The sequence below is a fragment of the Actinoplanes sp. NPDC020271 genome, from assembly GCF_044388125.1.
Lineage (GTDB): Bacteria > Actinomycetota > Actinomycetes > Mycobacteriales > Micromonosporaceae > Actinoplanes.
Window position 1 is genome coordinate 226,117 of sequence record NZ_JBIRWQ010000010.1, and the last position, 20,644, is coordinate 246,760.

Genomic DNA, 20,644 nt, shown 5'->3' on the forward strand with positions numbered 1-20,644 from the left:
GTCACCGACTCGGAAACGGATCATGTCTGCGCACGCCTTCGGCTTCCTCGGGGCCGCCCTGTCCATGTCCATCGCCTGGCCTCAGGTCTTTCTTTCCTGCGTACGGCGTCGCACCGGCGGACTCTCCCCGGCCGCGTGCCTGCTCTCGGTGGCGATGCCGGCCGGCTGGCTGACATACGGGCTGCTCATCTCGGACCCGATCCAGGTCGTCTCGAACACGTTCAACCTGCTCGCCGGCGTCGCCGTCCTGATCGCTCTGCTGGCGACCCGGCCGCACCTGCGGTCGGCACGCGCGCTGGCCGGCGCGGCCGGGCTGGCCGGGACGGTGCTTTTCGCCATCTGCGTGTCGGCCGGTACCGCCGTACTGCCGCAAATCTCACCATCACGGGCGGGTGCGCTGCTGGGCACCGTACTCGCGGTCTCGTCGCTGGTGTCGGCGCTGCCGCAGCCGCTCGCCCTGCTGCGCGACCGGGCCCAGGACATGTCCGGTCTGTCCCCGACCCGGTTCCGGCTCGCCGCCGCGGCCAGCGGATCCTGGCTGGTGTACGGGCTCGGCACCGGCCAGCCGGCCGTCTGGGCGTCCGCGTCGGTCGGCGTGACCAGCGCGCTGATCGTCTGCCTGGTGCTGGCGGCGCGCCGCGCGCCGGTCGTGGCGATCCCCGCGCCGGAGTGGCGCGGCGCGGTCGTCACCCGCAGCCTCGCGGTCGCCGGCGTCTGATTTAAGATCAAATACTTCTGGTCCTGTCTCCGCTGTGGTCGCCCTCCGCCGCTCCCGCGGGGACCCTTCCGGCCTGAGCAGGGCGCGGGGCGCCCGGAACGCCCAGGCCGAAAGGGCGATCTCCGTGGGCGGTTGCGGTCAGAGCACCACACCCATGCCGGAGTTCGTGCGGGTCAGCATCGGTCACCGCGGTCCGGCCCGCACACGAGCCGATCGCCGGCTCGGCCCCCAGCGGCGTCGGCCACGGCAAACGTCGCGGGCCGGGCCGAAGGCCGCACCGGTCGGGAGTGGACAGTGAGCGGGGGATGCGCGGAAGCCGGGAGGCGGCGCCGCGGACGGTGCGGCGCCGCCTCCCGGCCGTGAGACGGGATCAGAACGGGGAGAACGTGATCGCCGCGGTGCGCGGGTCGCCGTCGTGGACCAGGGACTCCTGGTTCTGGACGTCGTCGAAGGCGAACGCGTACGCCTTCCCGTCGATCATGTTGGCGTGGATCGCCTTGGCGTAGAGGTTCGCCGGGCTGCCCTGATAGAAGTCGGACGCCGTGCCGCTCGGCTGGACGTCGAGCCGCCCGAGCGTGGTCCGCTGCAGCGCCGCGCACAGGGTCCGCGCGATCGGGCCGACCACCTGGTCGTTCGGGGCGCCGAGCGCACCGTCACAGCCCCACACGTTCGCCGTGGACGGCTTGGTGAACGAGGCGACGACCTTGCCCGAGGCGTCGGTGAAACTCATGACGCCGCCGCTGGTCCGGCCGGTGTACTTGACGTTCGGCTGGTCGGTGAAGGGCGTCACGGTCAAGGTCTTCGAGGTGTACGCCGCCCAGGCCGACGAGATGTAGGAGTCCAGATAGGCCGGGCTCATCAGACCGGCGTCAGCCGCCTTGCCCGGCGCGAGCACCCGCAGGACGGTGCCGTCGGCGCGGGTCACCACGCTCTTCGCGAAGGCTTGGTCGGCCTTGATCGTGTTGATCACCTTCTGCCGGCCGCCCGCGACGACCTCACCGGTGGAGCTGGTCGTGCCGCTGCCGCCGGTCACGCTGACGATGTGCGGCACCGCGAACATGTCCACCTGGGAGCTGTTGAGCCACAGGCCGGACGAGTTGACGGTGAACTCGCTCCAGTCGAAGAGGATGTCGTGGTTCGGGTCGCCGCCGGCCCACGGTGCGGGCTGGACCAGGCCGTCCGTGGTGAGCCGGAAGTCGAGCTTCGACCCGAACGAGAAGTAGAGCCGGCCGGAGAGGTTCCGCGGCACCCGGATCGTGGTGCTGCCACCGTTGGCCGGGCCGTTGATCGATACGTCCGGCGCGGCGACGGGGGTGGCCGCGCCGCCGGTCCACGGGGTGAACGTGCCGGCCTGGTTGACGTAGCCGAGCTTGCCGGTGTCCAGGTTGACCCCGAGGACGTACAGGTGGACGGCGTCACCGCGGCCGGTCTTGTTGGTGACCGTGACGGGGAGCAGATCCTCGCGCGGCGGGACGGTCTTCACCGGGGCGGCCGTTGTCGGCGCGGCCGTCGCGGACCTCGTGGGGGCGACGGTGACGGTCCTGGTCGGCGTGACGGCCGGCACCGCGGGCACCGCCGGCACCGTGGGCGCAGTGGTGGCCGGGGTGGTCGGCACGGTCGCGCCGCCGTCGCCGCACGGCCGGCCGTTCAGCTTGCAGTTGAGCGGCTGCCCACCGGCTCCGACGAATCCGAACGTCACCTTTCCGTCGACCGGGATCGCGCCGCTCCAGCTACGGTTCGTAAATGTACGGTGACTGCCACTGACCGTCATGTCGACGTCCCAGAAACTGCCGATCGTGGCACCGGCGGGGAGGTCGAATTCGACTTTCCAGGAGGTCGTCGCGGCCGTTCCGCCGTTGCTCACGGTCACCTCGTCCTGCCAGCCGGTGCCCCAGTCGGAGACCGTACGCAGGGTCGCCGTGGACGCGGCAGCCGAAGCGGGCAGGGCGATCCAAGCGGTTCCCACCGCGGCGACAGTGGCCAGGGAGGCGAGGAGCAACGTTCTTTTCCGGCGCATCAGGAATAGCCTCCGGGGGAGTTTCGGTCGGGGGATCTCAGTATGCGAAGCGACCCCGGAAATGCGCGCCTCGTTTAAGGTTCCTTTAACGTCGACGACTTCTCCCGGAATGGATAACACTTTCCGGACGGATTTTTTCTTGAGCGGGACTGCGCGAACGCGACCGGGCGGCTACCCTACGTTTTCAGCGCCGCATCGCCCCTGGTGATGCCCGTTCCAAGTGTTACAACCCTGTAGAACAACCGAATCCGCCGCATGCAGGAGATCGGATGACCACCGCACTCGAAGCGATGATCGCCGCACAGCCGACCGCCGTGGAGAACCTCGCCGACCCGGAACCGACCGCGAAAGCGGCCGGGCTCCTCGACCCCGCGACCCGCCTCTGGCTCGTCGGCACCGGCACCAGCCAGCACGCCGCCGAGCTCGGCGCGGCCGCCCTGCTCGACGCGGGCCGGGACGCCCGGGCGGTGCCGGCCGCGTTCTTCACGCCACGACTGCTCCGCGCCGGGGACGCGGTCGTCGTGATCACGCACACCGGTGAGACGCCGTACGCGCTGCGCGCCCGCCGGATCACCCTCGACGCCGGGCTCCCGCTGGTCACGATCGCCGGGCCGGAGGCACAGTTCCCGGACGCGATCCGTACGCCGGTGGTCGAGGCCTCCGAGACGTACACGGTCAGCTACACCACCGCGCTGGTCGTGCTCGCCCAGCTCGCCCACCACCTCGGCGCGCCCGGGCTGGGCCGTCGGGCGATCCGGGCCACCGCCGAACGGGTCGCCGCCGTCCTCGCCTTCCCCGGGCTCACCGGCGTCCCGATCCCCGGCCGCGCGATGGCGATCACCGGTCCCGGCGCATGGTCCGTCACCGCCCGTGAGGGTGCGCTCAAAATCCGTGAGGGCGCCCGGATCCTCTGCGAGGGCTACGACCCGGAACGCCTGCTGCACGGCGCGGCGGTGCCCTACACCGCGGCCGACACGCTGCTGGTGCTGCAGCCGTCGGCCGACCCGGACGGGCTGACCGCGGCACTGGCCGAAGCCGCCCGCCGGGAGAACATCCACGTGGCGACCCTGACCGAGCCGGAAACCGGGCTGCCCGACCTGCTGGCCCAGATCCCGATGACGGTGCGGCTGCAGTTGCTGGCTCTGCGGTTCGCCCGCATGCGCGGCCAGGACGCCGACGTGGCCGTCACCGGCGCCTGGGCCGACCCGTCCCTCTGGCGCCTCGGCCCCCGCTGACCCCCGCCCCGCGGTCGGAGCCGGCCGAGGGCTGGACCGCGATGACCGATGCTGATCCGCATCGACTGCTGGGTGGGTTTGTTGGTCCGACCGCGACCACCCACGGACGTCGCCCTTGCGGGCCTCGCGTTCCGGGCCGGCCACGGCCCTGCGAGGACCGGAAGGGTCCCCGCGGGAGCGACGATCCGGACCACGGCGGACCTCGGACAAAAGGTATTCAATCCTGGATTTGAGCGCCCGGCCGAACTGATCCTCAGGGGCACGTCCCGCCCCGGTCCGCGCCCCTGAGGACCAGAATCACCTGGTCAGGCGCAGGGCCGTCCAGGAGACTTGCGGCAGGGTCAGCGCAACCGAGCCGCCGTCGGCCTCGACCGCTCCGCCGGGGATGTCCGCGGTCGGGCGCAGCGTGACTCGTTCCGGCGCGTCCTTGGTGTTGCCGGCCCGCACGTCGTCGTCGGTCAGCGTGACCGATTCCGCGACGGCGAGAGGGCCGAAGGCGGTCAGGTCGACGGTGAGGGTGACCGATTCTGACTGGGAGCGGTTGACGACGAAGAGCGTGACGTCACCGGTCGCCGGGTCGTGCGTGGCGACGGCGTCGACCAGGGCCGCCTCGCCATGACGCGAGGTCTCGTAGGTGGGGCTGTCGACGCGGGTCTCCAGCACGTCACCCTTGGCCAGGGCCGCGGTGCGGGCGAACGGGTGGAAGATCGTCTGCCGCCAGGCCGGCCCGCCGGGCTCGGTCATGATCGGGGCGATGACGTTGACGAGCTGGGCCTGGCAGGCGGCGGTGACGCGGTCGCTGTGCCGGAGCAGGGAGATCAGCAGGTTGCCGACGACGACGGCGTCGGCCACGTTGTACTGGTCCTCGATGACGCGCGGGGCGACGCCCCATTCGTCGGGCAGCGGCGCGTTCTGGAAGCGGGACAGGTACCAGACGTTCCACTCGTCGAACGAGAGGTTGATCTTCTTCTTGCTCTTCAGACGCGCTCCGACGGCGTCCGCGGTGGCGACGATGCTGTTGACGAAGTGGTCCATGTCGACCGCGCTGGCCAGGAAGGAGCCGAGGTCGCCGTCGTGCTCCTCGTAGTACGCGTGGCAGGAGACGTACTCGACCACGTCGTAGGCGTGTTCGAGGACCGTCGACTCCCACGAGCCGAACGTCGGCATCACCGAGCTGGAGCTGCCGCACGCGACGAGTTCCAGGTCCGGCTCGGCCGATTTCAGCGCCCGGGCGGTCGAGGCCGCGAGCAGGCCGTACTCCTCGGCGGTCTTGTGCCCGGTCTGCCAGGGTCCGTCGAGCTCATTGCCCAGACACCAGATCTTGATCCCGTACGGCTTCTCGGCGCCGTTGCTCCGCCGCCGCTCGGAGAGTTCGGTGCCTTCCGCGTGGTTGACGTATTCGTGCACGTCCAGTGCTTCCTGGACGCCGCGGGTGCCGAGGTTGACGGCGTACATGATCTCGACGTCGGCCTTCTGCGCCCACTTGGCGAACTCGTCGATGCCGACCTCGTTCGTCTCGATGCTGCGCCAGGCCAGGTCACGACGGCGGGGCCGCTTCTCGACCGGGCCGATGCCGTCCTCCCAGCGGTAACCGGAGACGAAGTTGCCGCCCGGGTAACGGACCATCGTGACGCCGAGTTCACGGGCCAGGGCCAGCACGTCGGTGCGGAAGCCGTCCTCGTCGGCGCTGGGGTGGCCCGGCTCGTAGATGCCGGTGTACACGCAGCGGCCCATGTGCTCGACGAACGAGCCGAAGGTCCGGCGGTTGACCGGCGCCACGACGGCAGCCGGATTCAATGCGACACGCGCACGGAGCATTTGTCGTTCCTTAACAGAGCGCAGAGAAGGTCACTTGACGGCGCCGATGGTCAAACCACCGCGCCAGTAACGCTGAAGAAGGAGGAAGGCGACGATCAGTGGGAGGATCGCCACCAGGGCGCCCGTCACGATCACGTTGAACAGGGCCTCGCCGCCGTTGCCGAGGGTCGCCGACATGTACCAGGTGCGCAGGCCGACCGTCAGCGGGAAGAGGTGGTCGTCGCTGAGCATGACCAGCGGCAGGAAGAAGTTGTTCCACGACGCGACCATCGAGAACAGCAGCACGGTGACCAGGGCCGGGCGCATCGCCGGCAGCGCGACGCTGGTGAACACGCGCAGCTCGCCGGCGCCGTCGATGCGGGCCGCCTCGAGCATCTCGTCGGGCAGCGACTCGTGGGTGTAGACCCGCAGCAGGTAGACGCCGAACGGGTTCAGCAGCGACGGCAGGATGACCGCCCAGATCGAGTCGACCAGTCCCGCCTTCGACATCAGCAGGTAGGTGGGGAGCACCAGCGCCGTCGCCGGCACCATGATCAACCCCAGGAGCAAGGCGAACAATTTCGTACGGCCGGGAAAGCGCAACTTCGCGAACGCGTACCCGGCGAGCGCCGAGACGGCCGTCGCGCCGACCCCGCTGATCACCGCGTAGAGCGCGGAGTTCCGGAGCCAGACCAGGTAGATCCCGTTCTCCTGGGAGAACACCGTCTTCAGGTTGTCGACCAGGTGGAAGTCGGAGAACCACAGCGGGGCGGAGAGGAACAGCCCGTCGTTGTCCTTGGTCGCGGCGACCAGCAGCCACCAGAACGGCAGCAGGAAGTAGATCGCCATCACGCCCATCACGAGGTGCGGGACGATCCCGGCGCGCTCACTCTTACTGTTCACAGCGCGCTCCGTTTCCTGGTCGCGAAGAGGAAGATGTACGACCCGACGAAGACCACCGCACCGAGCAGGAACGAGATCGCGGCCGAGTAGTTGTACTGCTGGAACGAGAACGCCTGGTTGAAGGCGTACACGTTGGGTGTGTAGTGCTGGGTGATCGAGCCCGGGTTCAGCGGCTGCAGGATCAGCGGCTCGGTGAAGAACTGCAGCGTGCCGAGGATCGTGAAGAGCGTCGCCAGCACGATCGCCGAGGAGATCATCGGGGTCTTGATCCGCCACGCGATCTGAGCCGGGCCGGCGCCGTCCATCCGCGCCGACTCGTAGACCTCCCGCGGCAGGCCCTGCAGCGCCGCGTAGAGCACGATCATGTTGTAGCCGGCCCACTGCCAGGTCACCACGTTGCCGAGCGAGGCCAGCACCCACGAGCTGGACAGGAAGTCGATGTGCAGCACCGCGCTGAGCGGGCCGGTGTCCTTGCTGTAGAGGAAGCCCCACATCAGCGTGCCGATCACCACCGGGACGGCGTACGGGACGAACGCCGCGAGCCGGAAGACCCGGGAGAACCGGGAGGTCGCGTGGTCGATCAGCAGCGCCGCGAGCAGCGCCAGACCGATCATCACCGGCGTCTGGATCAGCCCGAACACGATCACCCGCACCACACCCTCACGGACCAGCGGGTCCTGGAACGCCTGGGTGTAGTTCTCGAAGAAGGCGAAGTGCTCGCCCTCGATGAGGGTGGATCGGTAGAGGCTGAGCTTGAACGCGTACGCCATCGGCAGCAGCAGGAACGCGATCAGCAGGATCACGAACGGCAGGACGAAGAGCCAGCCGGTCGCGGCTTCCCGGGTGTGCCGCTGCTTCTTCACCGGGGGACCCGCGACCGCCGGAGCGGCCGCGGACCGGTTTTCCACCTGGACCATCTACTGAACCTTGAAGCCCTGCTGGGTGGCGTACTGGGTGATGTTGGTCTGCGCCGTGTCGAGCGCCGCCGTCCAGGACGTCTTCTTCTCGATCGCGCCGTTGATGCCGGTCGTCAGCTGGTTGAAGTTGTAGCTGTTGAACGGGCTCCAGGAGAACGGCAGGATCGACTTGTAGGCCGGGACGAAGATGTCGTTCACGGTCTGGCCGCCGAAGAAGTCGTACTTCTTCTTGAGGAAGGCGTCCGATTCCAGGACCGGGGTCGCGGTCGGGAACAGGTAGGCCTCGTCGATGCCGATCTTCCAGGCGTCGGTGTTCTTCGCGCCGTAGATGTCCATCGCCACCTTGGTCGCCGCCTCCGGGTTCTTCGCCTGGTCGGTCACCGCGAACGACGAGCCACCCCAGTCACCCTGCGCGTTGCCGCCGGCGGTCCACTGCGGCAGCGGGGCCGCGCGCCACTTGCCCGACGTCGTCTTGGCCACGCTGGCCAGGTAGCCCGGACCCCAGCCGGCGGCCAGGTAGGTGACGTACTTGCCGGAGCCGAGACCGTTGTAGAAGTCGGTGGTGCCGTACGCCTTGGTGTCGGTCAGGCCGGAGTTGACCATGCCCTCCCAGTACGTCGCGACCTGCTTGGCGCCGGCGTCGTTGACCGCCACGCCGATGTTCGACGGGTTGGCCGGGTCGTAGGTGTACGGCTTGCTGCCGGCCTGCCACATCAGCCCGGTCATGAAGCCGCCGTCGTTACCGCCGAAGTCGGTCATGAACGCCTTGCCGGCGGACGCGGTCTTCAGCTTCTCGGCCTGCGCCTTGTACTCGTCCCAGGTGGCCGGGACGGTCAGGCCGTACTGCTTGAAGAGGTCCTCGCGGTAGAGCATCGCCATCGGGCCGGCGTCGACCGGGATCGCGTAGACCTTGTCACCCTGGCTGACCTGCTTCCAGGCCCAGTCGACGTAGCTGGACCTGAGGTCGTTGGCCCCGTACTTGCCCATGTCGACCAGGTGCTTGGTGAGCTGGTAGGTGGGCAGCTCCTGGAACTCCAGCATCACCACGTCGGGCGCGCCCTTGCCGGCCTTGAGCGCGGTCTGGAGCTTGGTGTACTCGTCCTGGCCGGCGCCGGCGTTCGTCCACTCGATCTTGATGTCGGTGTGGGTGGAGTTGTAGAGATCGACGACCTTCTGGAAGGAGGGGTACCACGCCCAGACCTTGACGGTGGTCGGGCCGTTCTGCGTGCCGGCGCTGGAATCGCCGTCGCCGCCGCTGCACGCGGCGAGAGTCAGCGCGGTCACAGCGGCGATGGCCGCTGCGGCGGATCGCCGTACACTAAACTTTCTGACGTTCACTGGGTCCTCACAAGATTAGTGATGGGTCAGAGGCCGGCCTCCGGTGCTGGCACACCGGGGGTCGGCAAGTTCGCTCTTCACTTCGCAAGTCACTTTGTTGCTAGCTTTTGCAGCGCTGCAAAACAGCATGCACGGGCGTCCAAACGACGGCAAGGGGTAACCTGCCGGAAACTTGGCGCGGGCAGAGGGGGCACATTGCGTCGAGAAGTCACGCTACGTGACGTCGCGGAACTGGCCGGGGTTTCCAGCCGAACCGTCTCCAACGTGGTGAACGGGTATGCGAACGTCACCGAGCGCACCCGGGTCCGGGTGCAGCGCGCGGTGGAAGAACTCGGCTACCGGCCGAACGTGCTGGCACGCAACCTGGCCCAAGGACGTTCCGGGCAGATCGCCCTCGTCGTGCCGTACCTCGACACGCCATATTTCTCGGAGTTGTTGCAAAGCGTGATCCGGGCAGCCCGGGCCCGCGGCTATAACGTTTTGATCGACCAGACCGACGGCGACCCCGAACACGAGCGGGCATTCATCGCCCACGGCTCCCGCCGGCTGCTCTTCGACGGAGTCATCTTCAGCCCCCTCGGCCTCGACCAGAAGGCCCTCGCCGACCACGACCCCAACCTGCCGCTGGTCGTCCTCGGTGAACGGTCCAGCGACGGCACGTTCGACCACGTCGGCATCGACGACGTCGCCGCCTCCCGCCAGGCCACCGAACATCTGCTCGACCTCGGCCGACGCCGGCTCGCGGCGATCGGCGACCAGCCCTACGCCACCGGCGAAGCGGCCCAGCTGCGCACCCAGGGATTCCGCGAGGCCCACGTGGCGCGCGGGCTGGCCGCCCGGGAAGACCTGATCATCGGCACGCCCCGGTTCAACCGGAAGGACGGGGCGCAGGCGATGGCCCACCTGCTCGACCGGGGCGACCCGCCGGACGCGGTGTTCTGCTACTCCGACCTGGTCGCGCTCGGGGCCATTCACACCCTGATCAGTCGCGGGCTGCGGGTGCCGGAGGACGTCGCGGTGATCGGCTACGACGACATCGAGGACGGCGCCTACTCGAATCCGTCGGTCAGCACGATCTCGCCGGACAAGGAGATGATCGCGACGACCGCCGTCGAGCGGCTGCTGCTGCGGATCGCCAGCCCGACCCCTCCCCCGGCGGTCGAGATGCGCGCCCCGCACCAACTGATCATCCGGGAGAGCACCGCCGGGAAGCGCTAGTGACAGCCGCCCAGCGGGATGCTGCGGACGTAAGCGGCCTCACCGGCCAGTAACGCGACCACCAGCAATACCGCGACCACCCAGCCCAGGAGGATGCCGGGCCAGGCGCCGGTGCCGCGTGTTCGCCAGAGGCCGAGGAACAGCAGCATCGGCAGGCCCACCACGGCGAACGAGACGGCCGTGGCCCAGCCGCCGGCCGCCCCGTCCCCCTGGTTGCAGAGGCCGGCGCTGCCCTCCGCGACCCAGACGAGCCCGGCCATGACGATCAGGAGGACGGCAGACCGCGCGACAATTCCGAGCCCCGCACGCATCTGCTTCGATCTGTCGGTCATCGCGCGATCATGCCAGGTCGCGGCGATCCGTCAACCGCGGCCGGCGGTCAGGTTGCGGGCTTCGGTTCGTCGGGGGTCTCCAGGCCGGCCTGCTCGTCGCGGTCGGCCCACTCCAGCAGCGTGTCGAGGGAGTGGTGGACGTCGTCGATGCCGGCGTGCAGGTCGCCGAGTTGAGCGAACCGGGACGGGACGGTGCGGATCGTGAACGCCTGCGGGTCCACGTCCGCGATCTCGTCCCAGGTGATCGGTGTCGACACCGTCGCCCGGGGGACGCCGCGAACCGAGTACGCGCTGGCGATCGTGTGGTCGCGCGCGTTCTGGTTGTAGTCGATGAACAGCGCCGACGGGTCCCGGTCCTTGCGCCACCAGGTGGTGGTCACATCGGCCGGGGCGCGGCGTTCGACTTCGCGGGCGAAGGCGAGCGCGGCCCGGCGTACGTCGGAGAAACCCCACTGCGGCGAGATCCGCACGTAGATGTGCAGGCCCCGGCCGCCCGACGTCTTCGGGAAGCCGGTGATGCCGAGCTCGCCGAGCACCTCGCGGACGACCGGCGCGACGCGGCGGACCGTGTCGAACGGGCAGTCCGGCATCGGGTCCAGGTCGATGCGCCACTCGTCGGGTTTCTCCGGGTCCGCCCGCCGGGAGTTCCACGGGTGGAACTCCACCGTGGACATCTGGACGGCCCAGATCACGTCGGCCGGTTTGGTCACGCACAGCTCGTCGGCGTGCCGGTGGTAGCGCGGGAACGTCACCCGGACCGTTTCCAGCCAGGGCGGCGCACCGTTCGGCACCCGTTTCTGGTGCACCTTCTCGCCGGCCAGGCCGTCCGGGAAGCGGTGCAGCATGCACGGGCGCTCGCGCAGCGCGCGGACGATCCCGTCGCTCACCGCCAGGTAGTACTCGACCAGGTCGAGCTTGGTGGCGCCGAGTTCCGGGAAGTAGATCCGGTCCGGGTTGGAGACCCGGACGTCGTGATCACCGACTTCGACGACGGTGGCTTTACCGGCCATACTCGCCAAACTAGCCCAACCAGGCCTCGTCGAGGTCGAGAAGCAGCGTGTCACCCGAGTCGAGCAGGTCGAGCATCGGGCCGATCCTGGGCAGTTCGTGGGTGATGAAGTACTTCGCGGCCACGCGCTTGCCGTCGTAGAAGTCGCCGGACTTGTCGCCCACGGCTTCCAGCTGGGAGAGCCACATCCAGGCGATCACCAGGTGGCCGGCCGCATCCAGGTACGCCGTGGCGTTGACCAGAGCCGTCGCCGGGTTCGCCCACAGCGTGGCGGTCGTCGCGGCCAGCCGGTCGCAGGCGGCCAGCACCGGGGCGCCGAGATCGGACTTGGCGGCGGTGGCCCGGATCCGGTCGAGCAGCAGGGTCAGGCCGGCCCCGCCCTTCTGGGTGACCTTGCGTCCGAGCAGGTCGAGCGCCTGGATACCGTCGGTGCCCTCGTGGATCGAGTTCAGCCGGTTGTCGCGGTAGAACTGCTCGACCGGGTACTCCCGGGTGTAGCCGTACCCACCGTGGATCTGGATGGCGTGGTCGTCGGCGAGCCGGCACCACTGCGACGGCCAGGCCTTCACGATCGGCGTGAGAGTGTCGAGGAGCAGGTCGTTCTCCGCCGACGGTTCGTCGAGCAGCGAGGCCGCGTGAAGAACAAGGGCCAGACCGCCTTCGACGTACGTCTTCGAGGCGAGCAACATCCGTCGTACGTCGGAATGGTTGATGATCGGCACCGGAGGTGCTGTGGGGTCCTTGGCCTCGACCGGACGGCCCTGAAGCCGCTCCCGCGCGTAGTCCAGCGCGTGCAGATAGCCGGTGTAGCCCAGCGCGACCGCGCCGGATCCGACACCGATCCGCGCCTCGTTCATCATGTGGAACATGTACTGCAGGCCGCGTCCCTCCTCCCCGACCAGCTCACCGACGGCGCCGTCGAAGGCGAGCACGGTGTTGGTGGTGCCGCGGTAGCCCATCTTGTGGTTGAGCCCGGCCAGGGTGACGCCGTTGCGCTCGCCGGTCTCCAGGTCACGCTTCGGCACGATGAACAGCGACAGGCCCTTCACGCCGGCCGGTGCGCCGGCGACCCGGGCCAGGACCAGGTGGATGATGTTCTCGCTCAGCTCGTGATCCCCGCCGGAGATCCACATCTTCCCGCCGGTGACCCGATATTTCTCGCCGTCCTTGACGGCTTTCGTGGTGACGTCGCTGAGCGACGAACCGGCCTGCGGCTCGGAGAGGCACATCGTGCCGGTGAACCGGCCCTCGATCATCGGGTGGACGTATCGCCGGATCTGGTCCTCGGTCCCGTGGGCGAGCAGCAGGTGCGCGTTGCCGCCGGTGAGCATCGCGTACGCCGAGGTGGCCGTGTTCGCCGCCTGGAACCAGAGGAAGCAGGCGCGCTGCACGACGTGCGGGAGCTGCAGCCCGCCGTGCTCGGCGTCCATCGTCGCGCCGAGCAGCCCGGACTCGGCGAACACCCGCAGCGCGTGCGACACCTCCGGGATGATCGTCACGCGCTCGCCGTCGAAGGTCGGCTCGTTCAGATCGTTCTTGCGGTTGTGCGGCGCGAAGTCCCGCTCGGCGATCTGCTGCGACACGTCCAGGAACGCGTCGAACGTCTCCCGCGAATGGTCGGCGAACCGCTCGCGGCCGGTCAGCGACTCGACGTCGAGCCACTCGTACAGCAGGAAGTCCAGATCGCGCCGCGACAGCACCTTCGAATTCATGCACCCAGTGTGCACTATTCTCGGGCCGGTGCGCGGTGCCTGCCGATCCGATCCGTCACCCGGCTCCGGCCACGGCCGCCACCGGCGCGTTTGATCTCGTACATCGCATGGTCCGCGGCCCGCAGCGCGGAATCCGGGTCCTCGGCCGGGCCGGCCAGGTGCACGCCGACGCTCGCCCCGATCGTGATGTGCCGGCCCGCGATCCGGAACGGCATCTCCACCACCATCCGCACGCGGTTGGCCATCGCCTGGACGTCGGCCGGCCCGAGCACCCCGGGCATCAGCACCACGAACTCGTCGCCGCCGACCCGGGACAGCACGTCACCGGCCCGGATGCAGCCGCTGAGCCGCTCGGCCACCTGACGCAGCAGCTCGTCGCCGGCCTCGTGGCCGTACTCGTCGTTGACCGGCTTGAACCCGTCCAGGTCGACGAAGAGCACCGCCACCGGGTCGCGGCGCAGCGACGAGCTGAGCGCGTCCTGCATCCGGCGCCGGTTCGGCAGACCGGTCAGCGGGTCGTGCTGAGCCTCGTGCGCCAGCCGCTCCTGGAACGCCCGGTTCTCCGAGATGTCCCGGGCGTTGATCACCACACCGTTCAGGGCCGGGTTGGCCATCTGGTTCGACGCGGTGAAGTCGAACCAGCGGTAGTGCCCGGTCGCCGCCCGCACCCGGCACTGCAGGCGCAGCACCCCGGCCGGATCGGCGAGGATCGACTGCAGCCGCTCCCGCATCGCCGGCTGGTCGTCCGGGTGCACCAGCTCGAAGACGCTCTGCCCGGTGAGCATCCCGTGCTCGAAACCGAGGATCGCCGCCGAACTCGGGCTCGTGAAGATCATCCGGCCCTCGGTGTTGATCACCGTCACGATGTCCGGGGCGTGCTGGAACAGCGCCTGGAACCGCTCGTCGGCACGACGTCGCTGGATCTGGGTGCGGTAGCCGAGCACCGAGATGCCGACCACGCCGATCAGCAGCATCGCGAGCAGCGTGATGGTCACCGTCTGACTGCGCCGGTGGACCGCGCCGTAGAACTCGGACTTCGTCTGGGTCCGCACGTAGGAGTAACCGCTGGGCAGGCCGCCGACCACGATCGCGACCATGTCGGTGCTGCCCGACTTGTACTCCACGAACCGGGTGCCGGCGACGCCGAGCCGGGCCACGATCGGCGCCTCGGCGCGGCCGCCGATCAGGTCGGGCACGCTGCTCGCGGCCACCGTCCCGGAGCTGTCGACCACGTCGGTGCGGTGATTGCCACTGGCCAGCTGCGCGGTGTACTTCTGCAGCGAGGTGATCGCCACCTGGTTGAGGCCGATCAAGAAACCGGCTGCGTTCCCGCCGACCAGGATCGGCACCGCCACCGCCGCCAGCGGGATGTTGTCCACCGTCATCACCGACGAGAAACCGACCTGGGCACCCGCGGCGAACTGCTTGCGCATCGGCGCCCAGCCGGCGTTGTCAACGGTGGGCAGGCCGGCGGCGCGGCTCGCGTTCAGGACGTTGCCGTCCAGGTCGGTGAGCATCATGCCGTACTGGAAAGTCGAACTCTTCGAGGCGGCGAGCACCAGCAGCACATGGTCGGACGCATCGCCCTCGGCCAGGCTCAACGGATGATCGGCGAGGACCTGCGCCAGCTCCTGCGCGGAGAGCAGTTGCAGCTGACCGGTCAGGGTCGCGTTGTTGGTGCCCAGCTCGGTGCTGTCGGTGCGGTGAACCGTGTCCGCCGCACTCAGCGCCGAGCGGTTCACCATGATGGCGACCCCGCCGGCGGCTGCCAGCAGCAACAGGCTGACCAACACCGCGATCCAGTTCCGTCCCCGCATCGCGTCCCTCCTCACCGCTGGTAATCGGCAGAGGATCGCCCGGCTGAATGAACCTGTGGCACAAAACCACCCGCAAACGGGGAGGCGCACGAACACATCGACCCGTGATGATGGGGAGGTACCGACCCGACGCCCCCGTCGATGATCGGAGCTTGCATGCGCAACGAAGTGGCCGCGCCGTCCGCATCGGGCTCCGGCACCCGGATCCCCCGGCCCCGGCGCTCCACCGAGAACCTCCACCCGAGGATCATGCGAGCCCCGCTCAGCCTCACCGGCGCCGGGCTCGCCGCCGTCTTCTACTGCCTCGCGTTCACGCCGTCGCTGCTCCCGCGCACCGGCATCCTGCAGGGCGCGGTCGCCGGGATCACCGCCGCGACCGGGTACGCGCTGGGCACCGTGATCGGGGCGCTGATCCGGATCCGGTTCCGGTTCTCCCCCCGGACGGTACGGATCTGGTGGCGCGTGCTGGCCGTCCTGCTGCTCCCCATGATCGCCACCTGTCTCGTGCTCGGCGTCCGCTGGCAGCGTGAGCTGCGACTCCGGCTGGGGATGGCACCGGCCCAGGAGTACGACATCGTCCGTACCGTCGGGGCGAGCCTGCTCACCTTCGGCCTGATCCTGCTGATCGCGCGCTCCCTGCGCCTGGCCACCCACGGATGCGCCCAGGTCTTCCGGCTGGTCGTGCCGGACCGGGCGGCCTACTGCGCCGGCACCGTGGTGGTGGCCGTGCTCAGCTACAGCGCGTTCGACGGTTTGCTGGTCGCGCACCTGTTCGCGGTCGCCGATCGATCCGCCGCGGTGATCAACAGCGGGACCGGCAAAGGGGTGCACGTGCCGTCCTCGGCCCTGCGCTCGGGCGGCCCTGCCTCGCTGGTCCCCTGGGACACCCTCGGCCGGCAGGGCCGCAACTTCGTCGCCAGTTCACCCAGCCAGGAGGAGTTGAGCGCGTTCGCCGGGCGTCCGGCCGCCGAGCCGATCCGGCTCTACGCCGGGCTGGCCTCGGCCGGCACCGTGCAGGCGCGGGCCGACCTGGTGGTCCGCGAGATGGACCGGACCGGCGCGTTCCGTCGCGAGGTGGTGGCGCTGTTCCTGCCGACCGGCACCGGCTGGGTCGACAACAAGGTCACGCAGTCGCTGGAGTACATGTATGCCGGGGACACCGCGCTGGTGTCGGTGCAGTACTCGTACCTGCCGAGCTGGATCTCCTTCCTCGGGGACCGGTCCGACGTCGTCGACGCCGCGTCCGCCCTGATCACGGCGGTGCAGCAGCGCTGGGCCGCGCTGCCCGTGAACCACCGCCCCAAGCTGCTGCTCTTCGGGGAAAGCCTCGGGACGTACGGCATCGAAGCGACCTTCGGCGACGCGCGCGCCCTGGTCGCCGGGGCGGACGGGGCGCTGATGGAAGGTCCCACCTTCGCCAACCCGGTCCACCAGCAACTCACCCGCGACCGGGCGGCCGGCTCACCGGTGTGGGACCCGGTCCACCCCGGCCTGCCGGTCGACTTCGCCGACGATGCGACCGAGCTGCGGGACCGTCCCGGGGCGCGACCCAAGGTCGTCTACCTGCAGAACTCGTCCGACCCGATCGTCTGGTGGAACTGGAGCCTGCTCTGGAGATCACCGGCCTGGCTGCGCGGGGAACGCGGGCCGGACGTGATGCCGTCGATGCACTGGTTCCCGTGGGTGACGTTCTGGCAGACGACGTGCGACCTGGCCTTCGCGAACCAGGCGCCGACCGGGCACGGGCACGTCTACAAGTCGGCGACCGTGGACGGGTGGGCGACCGTCGCGCCGCCGCCCGGCTGGACCGTGGCCGACACGATCCGCCTGCGTGACCGGCTCGGCAGCTAGCGTTTCAGCCAGGGCTGCAGGACCTGGGTAACCCTCGGCAGCACGAGGTACGTCATGATCGGCGTCAGCACCAGCGTGGTGATCATCGTTCTCGGGATCAGGGGCAGGCCGGTCAGGTGCGGGGCGAGCAGCCAACCGGCGAGCAGACTGACCGGGAAGAAGCCGAGCCAGATGGTGACCGCCTGCTTCCAGCGCGGCGGGGTCTTGACCTCCTGCTTGACGTGCAGCTCGCGAGGCGGATCGAACCAGCCCTCGATGCCGGTGCGCCGCTCCACCCGGGTGTGCTCGACGAAACCCTCCGCGGAGGTCAGCCACCACTTGCGCTGCGACGACTCCTCCCACTCCCGCAACGCCTCCGCGTCGGCGAAACGGTAGAGCATGTGCCACTCCGGCGATCCCGGCGCGGGCTGCACCCAGCCGGTGCCGAGAAAGCCCGGGAAGTCCTCGGCGAGCGAGGCCCCGGCACGCACCCAGGCGGCCATCTCCGCAGCTCGCGACGGATCCGCGCGGCGGGTGATGGCGACAGTGACAGCAGAGTCCATGTCTCACATTGTGGTATGCCAGTGTTTCGGCGCGATGGCATCCCGCCGATCAGTGCCGTGCCACACACCGGCCGAGCCGGTATCTTCTGCTTCCATGACGATCAAACGAAGGTTGTCGATTGCCCTGGTCACGCTCGCGGCGGTGGCCATCCCCTCGCCCGCGTCCGCCTCCGGTTCCACCACCTGGCACCTCACCGACACCGGATCCAGCGCCCGTTTCCGCGGGCTGGCGGCGGTCAGCGACTCCGTCGCCTGGGTGGCCGGCAGCGCCGGAACGATCCTGCGCACCGTCGACGGCGGCCGCCACTGGTCCTCGGTCGGCCCGGCCGACGCCGCCGAGCTGCAGTTCCGCGACATCGAGGCGTTCGACGCCCGCCACGCGGTGGCCCTGACCATCGGCTCCGGCACCGACTCGCGGATCTACACCACCGCGGACGCCGGCCGGACCTGGACCCGGACCTTCCAGAACGAGGACGCCGCCGCCTTCTACGACTGCATGACATTCCTCGACCGGCGGAACGGCCTGGCCCTCTCCGATCCGGTCGACGGAAAGTTCCGCATCCTCGCCACCCGCGACGGCGGCCGCACCTGGTCGGTGCTCCCGGCCACCGGCATGCCGGCCGCCCTCGACGGCGAGTTCGCCTTCGCCGCCAGCGGCACCTGCCTCGTCTCCACCCACGGACAGGCGTACTTCGCGACCGGCGGCGGCGCGCAATCCCGGGTGTTCCGCTCGGCCGACCACGGCCGCACCTGGAAGGTCACCGCGACGCCGATCCCGAGCGGGCCGAGCGCCGGCATCTACGGCCTCGCCTTCCGCGACCCGGCCCACGGCCTGGCCGTGGGCGGCGACTACACCGTTCCGGAATCCGCCCCGGCGGGCGCGGCGTTCACCCGCACCAGCCGCACCTGGACCGTCGCGGCCACTCCCCCGGGCGAATACCGCTCCGGCGTCGCCTGGGCCGGCCGCACCGCCGTCGCGGTCGGGCCGACCGGCAGCGACCTGTCCCGCGACGGCGGGCGGACGTGGCGCCGCTTCGACCGGGGCAGCTTCGACGCCGTCGCCTGTGTCGCCCACACCTGCTGGGCCTCCGGCGAACAGGGCCGGGTCGCCCGCCTGCCGCACCTCTGACTCGCGCCTTCCGGCCGGTGCTCGTGGGTGTTGTTCGTCCTGAACACACCCACGAGCGCCGGCCGGAACCGCGACGCGCCCCGGACCCAGCACGGACCTCGCGACCCGGCGACACGGCGACGCCGGCCGCCGGCGATCACCCGCCGGGCGTGAAGCAGGCGACCGGCCGTCAGGCGCGGAGCGCGGGTCGTCAGGCGTGGAGGTAGGTGAGGACGGCGAGGACTCGGCGGTTGTCGTCGTCGGAGACGGGCAGGTCGAGTTTGGTGAAGATGTTGTTGATGTGTTTGCTGACTGCCTTCTCGCCGATGAAGAGTTTGGTGGCGATGGCGCCGTTGGAGCGCCCCTCGGCCATCTGGGCCAGGACCTCGCGTTCGCGGACGGTGAGGGCGGAAAGCGGGGACTGACGGCGGGCCAGGAGTTGGTAGACGACCTCGGGGTCCATCGCCGTGCCACCGGAGGCGACGCGCTGGACGGCGTCGATGAACTGGGCGACGTGGGAGACCCGATCCTTCAGCAGGTAGCCGACGCCGCCGTTGCGGTCGGAGAGCAGTTCGCGGGCGTAGAGCGGCTCGACGTGCTGACTGAGGACGAGGATCGGCATGCCGGGGATCTTGCTGCGGGCCGCGATCGAGGCCTGCAGGCCCTCGTCGGTGAAGGTCGGCGGCAGGCGTACGTCGACGACGGCCACGTCGGGACGATGCTCGATCAGGGCCGGGAGCAGCGCCGGCCCGTTGTCGACGGCGGACATCACCTCGCAGCCGTGCGCGGTCAGCAGGCGGGTCAGCCCGTCCCGGAGGAGGGCGTGGTCTTCGGCGAGAACGACGCGCAAGGCAGCTCCATGGTCACGACGGTCGGTCCGCCCGGTGGGCTGGACAGGCTCATCGTGCCATCGAACGCGGCGAGACGGCGTTCGATGCCTCGCAGCCCGGAACCACCGGACGGGTCGGCGCCGCCCAGCCCGTCGTCGCTGACCCGCATCACCAGCACCGACCCGGTGTGCCACACCTCGACCTGGGCCGAGCGGGCGTGACTGTGCCGGATCGTGTTGGCCAGGGCTTCGGCGATCGCGAAGTAGGCCGCGGACTCGACCGGGGTGTCGAGCCGGCCGGGCACGGCCGCTTCCACGGTGATCGGCATCGGCAGCGCCATGGCCAGCGCGCGGACCGCCCCGTCGAGCCCGCGCTCGGCCAGCACCGGCGGATGGATGCCGCGGACCAGGTGCCGCAGGTCGGCCAGGGCGGCGCTGCTGGTCTCGCGGGCCTCGGCGAGCAGTTTGCGGGCGCCGGCCGGGTCGGCTTCGATCATCTCCTCGGCGAGGCCGATCGTCATGCCCAGGGACACGAGCCGGACCTGGGCACCGTCGTGCAGGTCACGCTCGATGCGCCGGAGTTCGGCGGCCTGCGCGTCGACCGCGTCGGCCCGGGTGACGGTGAGCTGGCTGACCCGCAGGCGCAGTACGGCGTTGCGGGTGGGGGCGAGCAGCAGCCGGGTGAAGAGCGCATCGGCCCGGCGCAGGTGGGGAGCGACGGCCAGCCCGATCGACAGGATCAGCGCACCCTGGGGCAGGGAGAGGAACGCGTCCCCGACCGTGTCGAACGGCCAGATCGCGCCGTAGCCGTACCAGCCCGTACCGAGCCAGATCCACAGTGGGATGAGCAGGACGCCTTCCAGGCCGTAGAGCGGGACGGCCAGCGAGAGCACCCCGAGTGTGATACCGATCACCGCGCCCGGTACCAGCCACGCGAAGTCGCGCCAGGTGGCCGGGTCGGTCAGCATCCACCAGTAGTAACCCCAGACGCCGAGTCGCTTGCCCTCGGGCAGTGGCCGGTAGGGCCGGTCGACCGGGAGCCCGGAGCGGCCGGCGAGCTGCCGGGCCAGGTTGGCCCGCGCCCGGACGAGCAGGGTGACCAGCGGGAACAGCACCATCCCGAGGAACGGCACCACCCCCAGAACGAGAGTGACCACCGAGAGCACGAACAGCGGCAGGTTCAGCACCGCGAGCGGGATGGCGATCAGCCCGCCGGCCACGGAGCGGAGCCCGTCGCGAATCCAGTCACGCGAGTCCATGCCCCCATCCTGCCCAGCGCCCGTACGCTTGTCGGTAGTGCC

Annotated in this window: 17 protein-coding genes; 5 read left to right on the forward strand and 12 right to left on the reverse strand. The window is 69.9% G+C overall.

Features of this window, described 5'->3' with window-relative positions; genetic code table 11:
* Positions 1 to 22: 22 nt before the first annotated feature.
* Positions 23 to 718 carry a SemiSWEET transporter gene (locus ACH442_RS23455; RefSeq protein ID WP_396340218.1) on the forward strand — a complete coding sequence of 232 codons (696 nt, stop codon included), beginning with the start codon at positions 23 to 25 and terminating at the stop codon, positions 716 to 718.
* 370 nt (positions 719 to 1,088) lie between these two features.
* Here the strand turns inward: ACH442_RS23455 and ACH442_RS23460 are convergent, their stop codons facing one another.
* Positions 1,089 to 2,735, reverse strand: a complete 1,647-nt coding sequence (locus ACH442_RS23460; RefSeq protein WP_396340219.1) for a beta-1,3-glucanase family protein — start codon at positions 2,733 to 2,735, stop codon at positions 1,089 to 1,091.
* 269 nt (positions 2,736 to 3,004) lie between these two features.
* Between ACH442_RS23460 and ACH442_RS23465 the strand changes: the two genes are divergently transcribed.
* The gene (locus ACH442_RS23465; RefSeq protein ID WP_396340220.1) at positions 3,005 to 3,970 is read left to right on the forward strand and encodes a hypothetical protein; all 966 of its coding nucleotides are present in this window, start codon (positions 3,005 to 3,007) and stop codon (positions 3,968 to 3,970) included.
* Positions 3,971 to 4,267: 297 nt separating this feature from the next.
* Here the strand turns inward: ACH442_RS23465 and ACH442_RS23470 are convergent, their stop codons facing one another.
* From ACH442_RS23470 to ACH442_RS23485, 4 genes are read right to left on the reverse strand one after another with little or no spacing between them, the layout of a single operon-like run.
* Positions 4,268 to 5,788 carry an alpha-N-arabinofuranosidase gene (locus ACH442_RS23470; RefSeq protein ID WP_396340221.1) on the reverse strand — a complete coding sequence of 507 codons (1,521 nt, stop codon included), beginning with the start codon at positions 5,786 to 5,788 and terminating at the stop codon, positions 4,268 to 4,270.
* Positions 5,789 to 5,818: 30 nt separating this feature from the next.
* Positions 5,819 to 6,670 (reverse strand): carbohydrate ABC transporter permease, encoded by an 852-nt coding sequence (locus ACH442_RS23475; protein WP_396340222.1) that lies wholly within the window; start codon positions 6,668 to 6,670, stop codon positions 5,819 to 5,821.
* Complete coding sequence (locus ACH442_RS23480; RefSeq protein ID WP_396340223.1) at positions 6,667 to 7,587, reverse strand: carbohydrate ABC transporter permease; 921 nt, start codon at positions 7,585 to 7,587, stop codon at positions 6,667 to 6,669. Before ACH442_RS23480 ends, ACH442_RS23475 begins: the two co-directional genes overlap by 4 nt.
* Positions 7,588 to 8,871: an ABC transporter substrate-binding protein gene (locus ACH442_RS23485; protein ID WP_396340224.1), complete on the reverse strand. Its 1,284-nt coding sequence runs from the start codon at positions 8,869 to 8,871 to the stop codon at positions 7,588 to 7,590.
* Positions 8,872 to 9,120: 249 nt separating this feature from the next.
* Between ACH442_RS23485 and ACH442_RS23490 the strand changes: the two genes are divergently transcribed.
* Positions 9,121 to 10,143, forward strand: coding sequence for a LacI family DNA-binding transcriptional regulator (locus tag ACH442_RS23490; RefSeq protein WP_396340225.1), 1,023 nt, complete (start codon positions 9,121 to 9,123; stop codon positions 10,141 to 10,143).
* Here ACH442_RS23490 and ACH442_RS23495 read toward each other — a convergent pair.
* Genes ACH442_RS23495 through ACH442_RS23510 form a run of 4 tightly spaced genes read right to left on the reverse strand, consistent with a single transcriptional unit; the run spans position 10,140 to position 15,013 of the window.
* Positions 10,140 to 10,475, reverse strand: coding sequence for a hypothetical protein (locus ACH442_RS23495; RefSeq protein ID WP_396340226.1), 336 nt, complete (start codon positions 10,473 to 10,475; stop codon positions 10,140 to 10,142). The two genes, ACH442_RS23490 and ACH442_RS23495, sit on opposite strands and share 4 nt — an antisense overlap.
* 47 nt (positions 10,476 to 10,522) lie before the next feature.
* The gene (gene ligD / locus ACH442_RS23500) at positions 10,523 to 11,485 is read right to left on the reverse strand and encodes a non-homologous end-joining DNA ligase (RefSeq protein ID WP_396340227.1); all 963 of its coding nucleotides are present in this window, start codon (positions 11,483 to 11,485) and stop codon (positions 10,523 to 10,525) included.
* A 10-nt stretch (positions 11,486 to 11,495) separates the two neighbouring features.
* Positions 11,496 to 13,196, reverse strand: a complete 1,701-nt coding sequence (locus ACH442_RS23505) for an acyl-CoA dehydrogenase (RefSeq protein ID WP_396340228.1) — start codon at positions 13,194 to 13,196, stop codon at positions 11,496 to 11,498.
* Between the two features lie 14 nt (positions 13,197 to 13,210).
* Positions 13,211 to 15,013 (reverse strand): diguanylate cyclase domain-containing protein, encoded by a 1,803-nt coding sequence (locus ACH442_RS23510; protein WP_396340229.1) that lies wholly within the window; start codon positions 15,011 to 15,013, stop codon positions 13,211 to 13,213.
* Positions 15,014 to 15,169: 156 nt separating this feature from the next.
* Here ACH442_RS23510 and ACH442_RS23515 point away from each other — a divergent pair, with 156 nt between their 5' ends.
* Positions 15,170 to 16,864 carry an alpha/beta hydrolase gene (locus ACH442_RS23515; protein ID WP_396340230.1) on the forward strand — a complete coding sequence of 565 codons (1,695 nt, stop codon included), beginning with the start codon at positions 15,170 to 15,172 and terminating at the stop codon, positions 16,862 to 16,864.
* On the opposite strand, the gene ACH442_RS23520 is transcribed toward ACH442_RS23515, so the two are convergent.
* Positions 16,861 to 17,406 (reverse strand): antibiotic biosynthesis monooxygenase, encoded by a 546-nt coding sequence (locus ACH442_RS23520; RefSeq protein ID WP_396340231.1) that lies wholly within the window; start codon positions 17,404 to 17,406, stop codon positions 16,861 to 16,863. The two genes, ACH442_RS23515 and ACH442_RS23520, sit on opposite strands and share 4 nt — an antisense overlap.
* 94 nt (positions 17,407 to 17,500) lie before the next feature.
* Here ACH442_RS23520 and ACH442_RS23525 point away from each other — a divergent pair, with 94 nt between their 5' ends.
* The gene (locus ACH442_RS23525) at positions 17,501 to 18,535 is read left to right on the forward strand and encodes a WD40/YVTN/BNR-like repeat-containing protein (RefSeq protein ID WP_396340232.1); all 1,035 of its coding nucleotides are present in this window, start codon (positions 17,501 to 17,503) and stop codon (positions 18,533 to 18,535) included.
* Positions 18,536 to 18,725: 190 nt separating this feature from the next.
* On the opposite strand, the gene ACH442_RS23530 is transcribed toward ACH442_RS23525, so the two are convergent.
* Both ACH442_RS23530 and ACH442_RS23535 read right to left on the reverse strand, forming a co-directional pair.
* Positions 18,726 to 19,364 (reverse strand): LuxR C-terminal-related transcriptional regulator, encoded by a 639-nt coding sequence (locus ACH442_RS23530; protein WP_396340233.1) that lies wholly within the window; start codon positions 19,362 to 19,364, stop codon positions 18,726 to 18,728.
* Positions 19,316 to 20,602, reverse strand: coding sequence for a sensor histidine kinase (locus ACH442_RS23535; protein ID WP_396340234.1), 1,287 nt, complete (start codon positions 20,600 to 20,602; stop codon positions 19,316 to 19,318). The genes ACH442_RS23530 and ACH442_RS23535 overlap by 49 nt, the downstream gene beginning before the upstream one ends.
* Positions 20,603 to 20,644 lie beyond the last annotated feature (42 nt).

Coding starts and splice junctions, on each gene's coding strand:
- ACH442_RS23455 (WP_396340218.1), top strand. CDS start 23: ATGTCTGCGCACGCCTTCGGCTTCCTCGGGGCCGCCCTGTCCATGTCC.
- ACH442_RS23460 (WP_396340219.1), bottom strand. CDS start 2,735: ATGCGCCGGAAAAGAACGTTGCTCCTCGCCTCCCTGGCCACTGTCGCC.
- ACH442_RS23465 (WP_396340220.1), top strand. CDS start 3,005: ATGACCACCGCACTCGAAGCGATGATCGCCGCACAGCCGACCGCCGTG.
- ACH442_RS23470 (WP_396340221.1), bottom strand. CDS start 5,788: ATGCTCCGTGCGCGTGTCGCATTGAATCCGGCTGCCGTCGTGGCGCCG.
- ACH442_RS23480 (WP_396340223.1), bottom strand. CDS start 7,587: ATGGTCCAGGTGGAAAACCGGTCCGCGGCCGCTCCGGCGGTCGCGGGT.
- ACH442_RS23495 (WP_396340226.1), bottom strand. CDS start 10,475: ATGACCGACAGATCGAAGCAGATGCGTGCGGGGCTCGGAATTGTCGCG.
- ligD (WP_396340227.1), bottom strand. CDS start 11,485: ATGGCCGGTAAAGCCACCGTCGTCGAAGTCGGTGATCACGACGTCCGG.
- ACH442_RS23505 (WP_396340228.1), bottom strand. CDS start 13,196: ATGAATTCGAAGGTGCTGTCGCGGCGCGATCTGGACTTCCTGCTGTAC.
- ACH442_RS23510 (WP_396340229.1), bottom strand. CDS start 15,013: ATGCGGGGACGGAACTGGATCGCGGTGTTGGTCAGCCTGTTGCTGCTG.
- ACH442_RS23515 (WP_396340230.1), top strand. CDS start 15,170: ATGCGCAACGAAGTGGCCGCGCCGTCCGCATCGGGCTCCGGCACCCGG.
- ACH442_RS23520 (WP_396340231.1), bottom strand. CDS start 17,406: ATGGACTCTGCTGTCACTGTCGCCATCACCCGCCGCGCGGATCCGTCG.
- ACH442_RS23525 (WP_396340232.1), top strand. CDS start 17,501: ATGACGATCAAACGAAGGTTGTCGATTGCCCTGGTCACGCTCGCGGCG.
- ACH442_RS23535 (WP_396340234.1), bottom strand. CDS start 20,602: ATGGACTCGCGTGACTGGATTCGCGACGGGCTCCGCTCCGTGGCCGGC.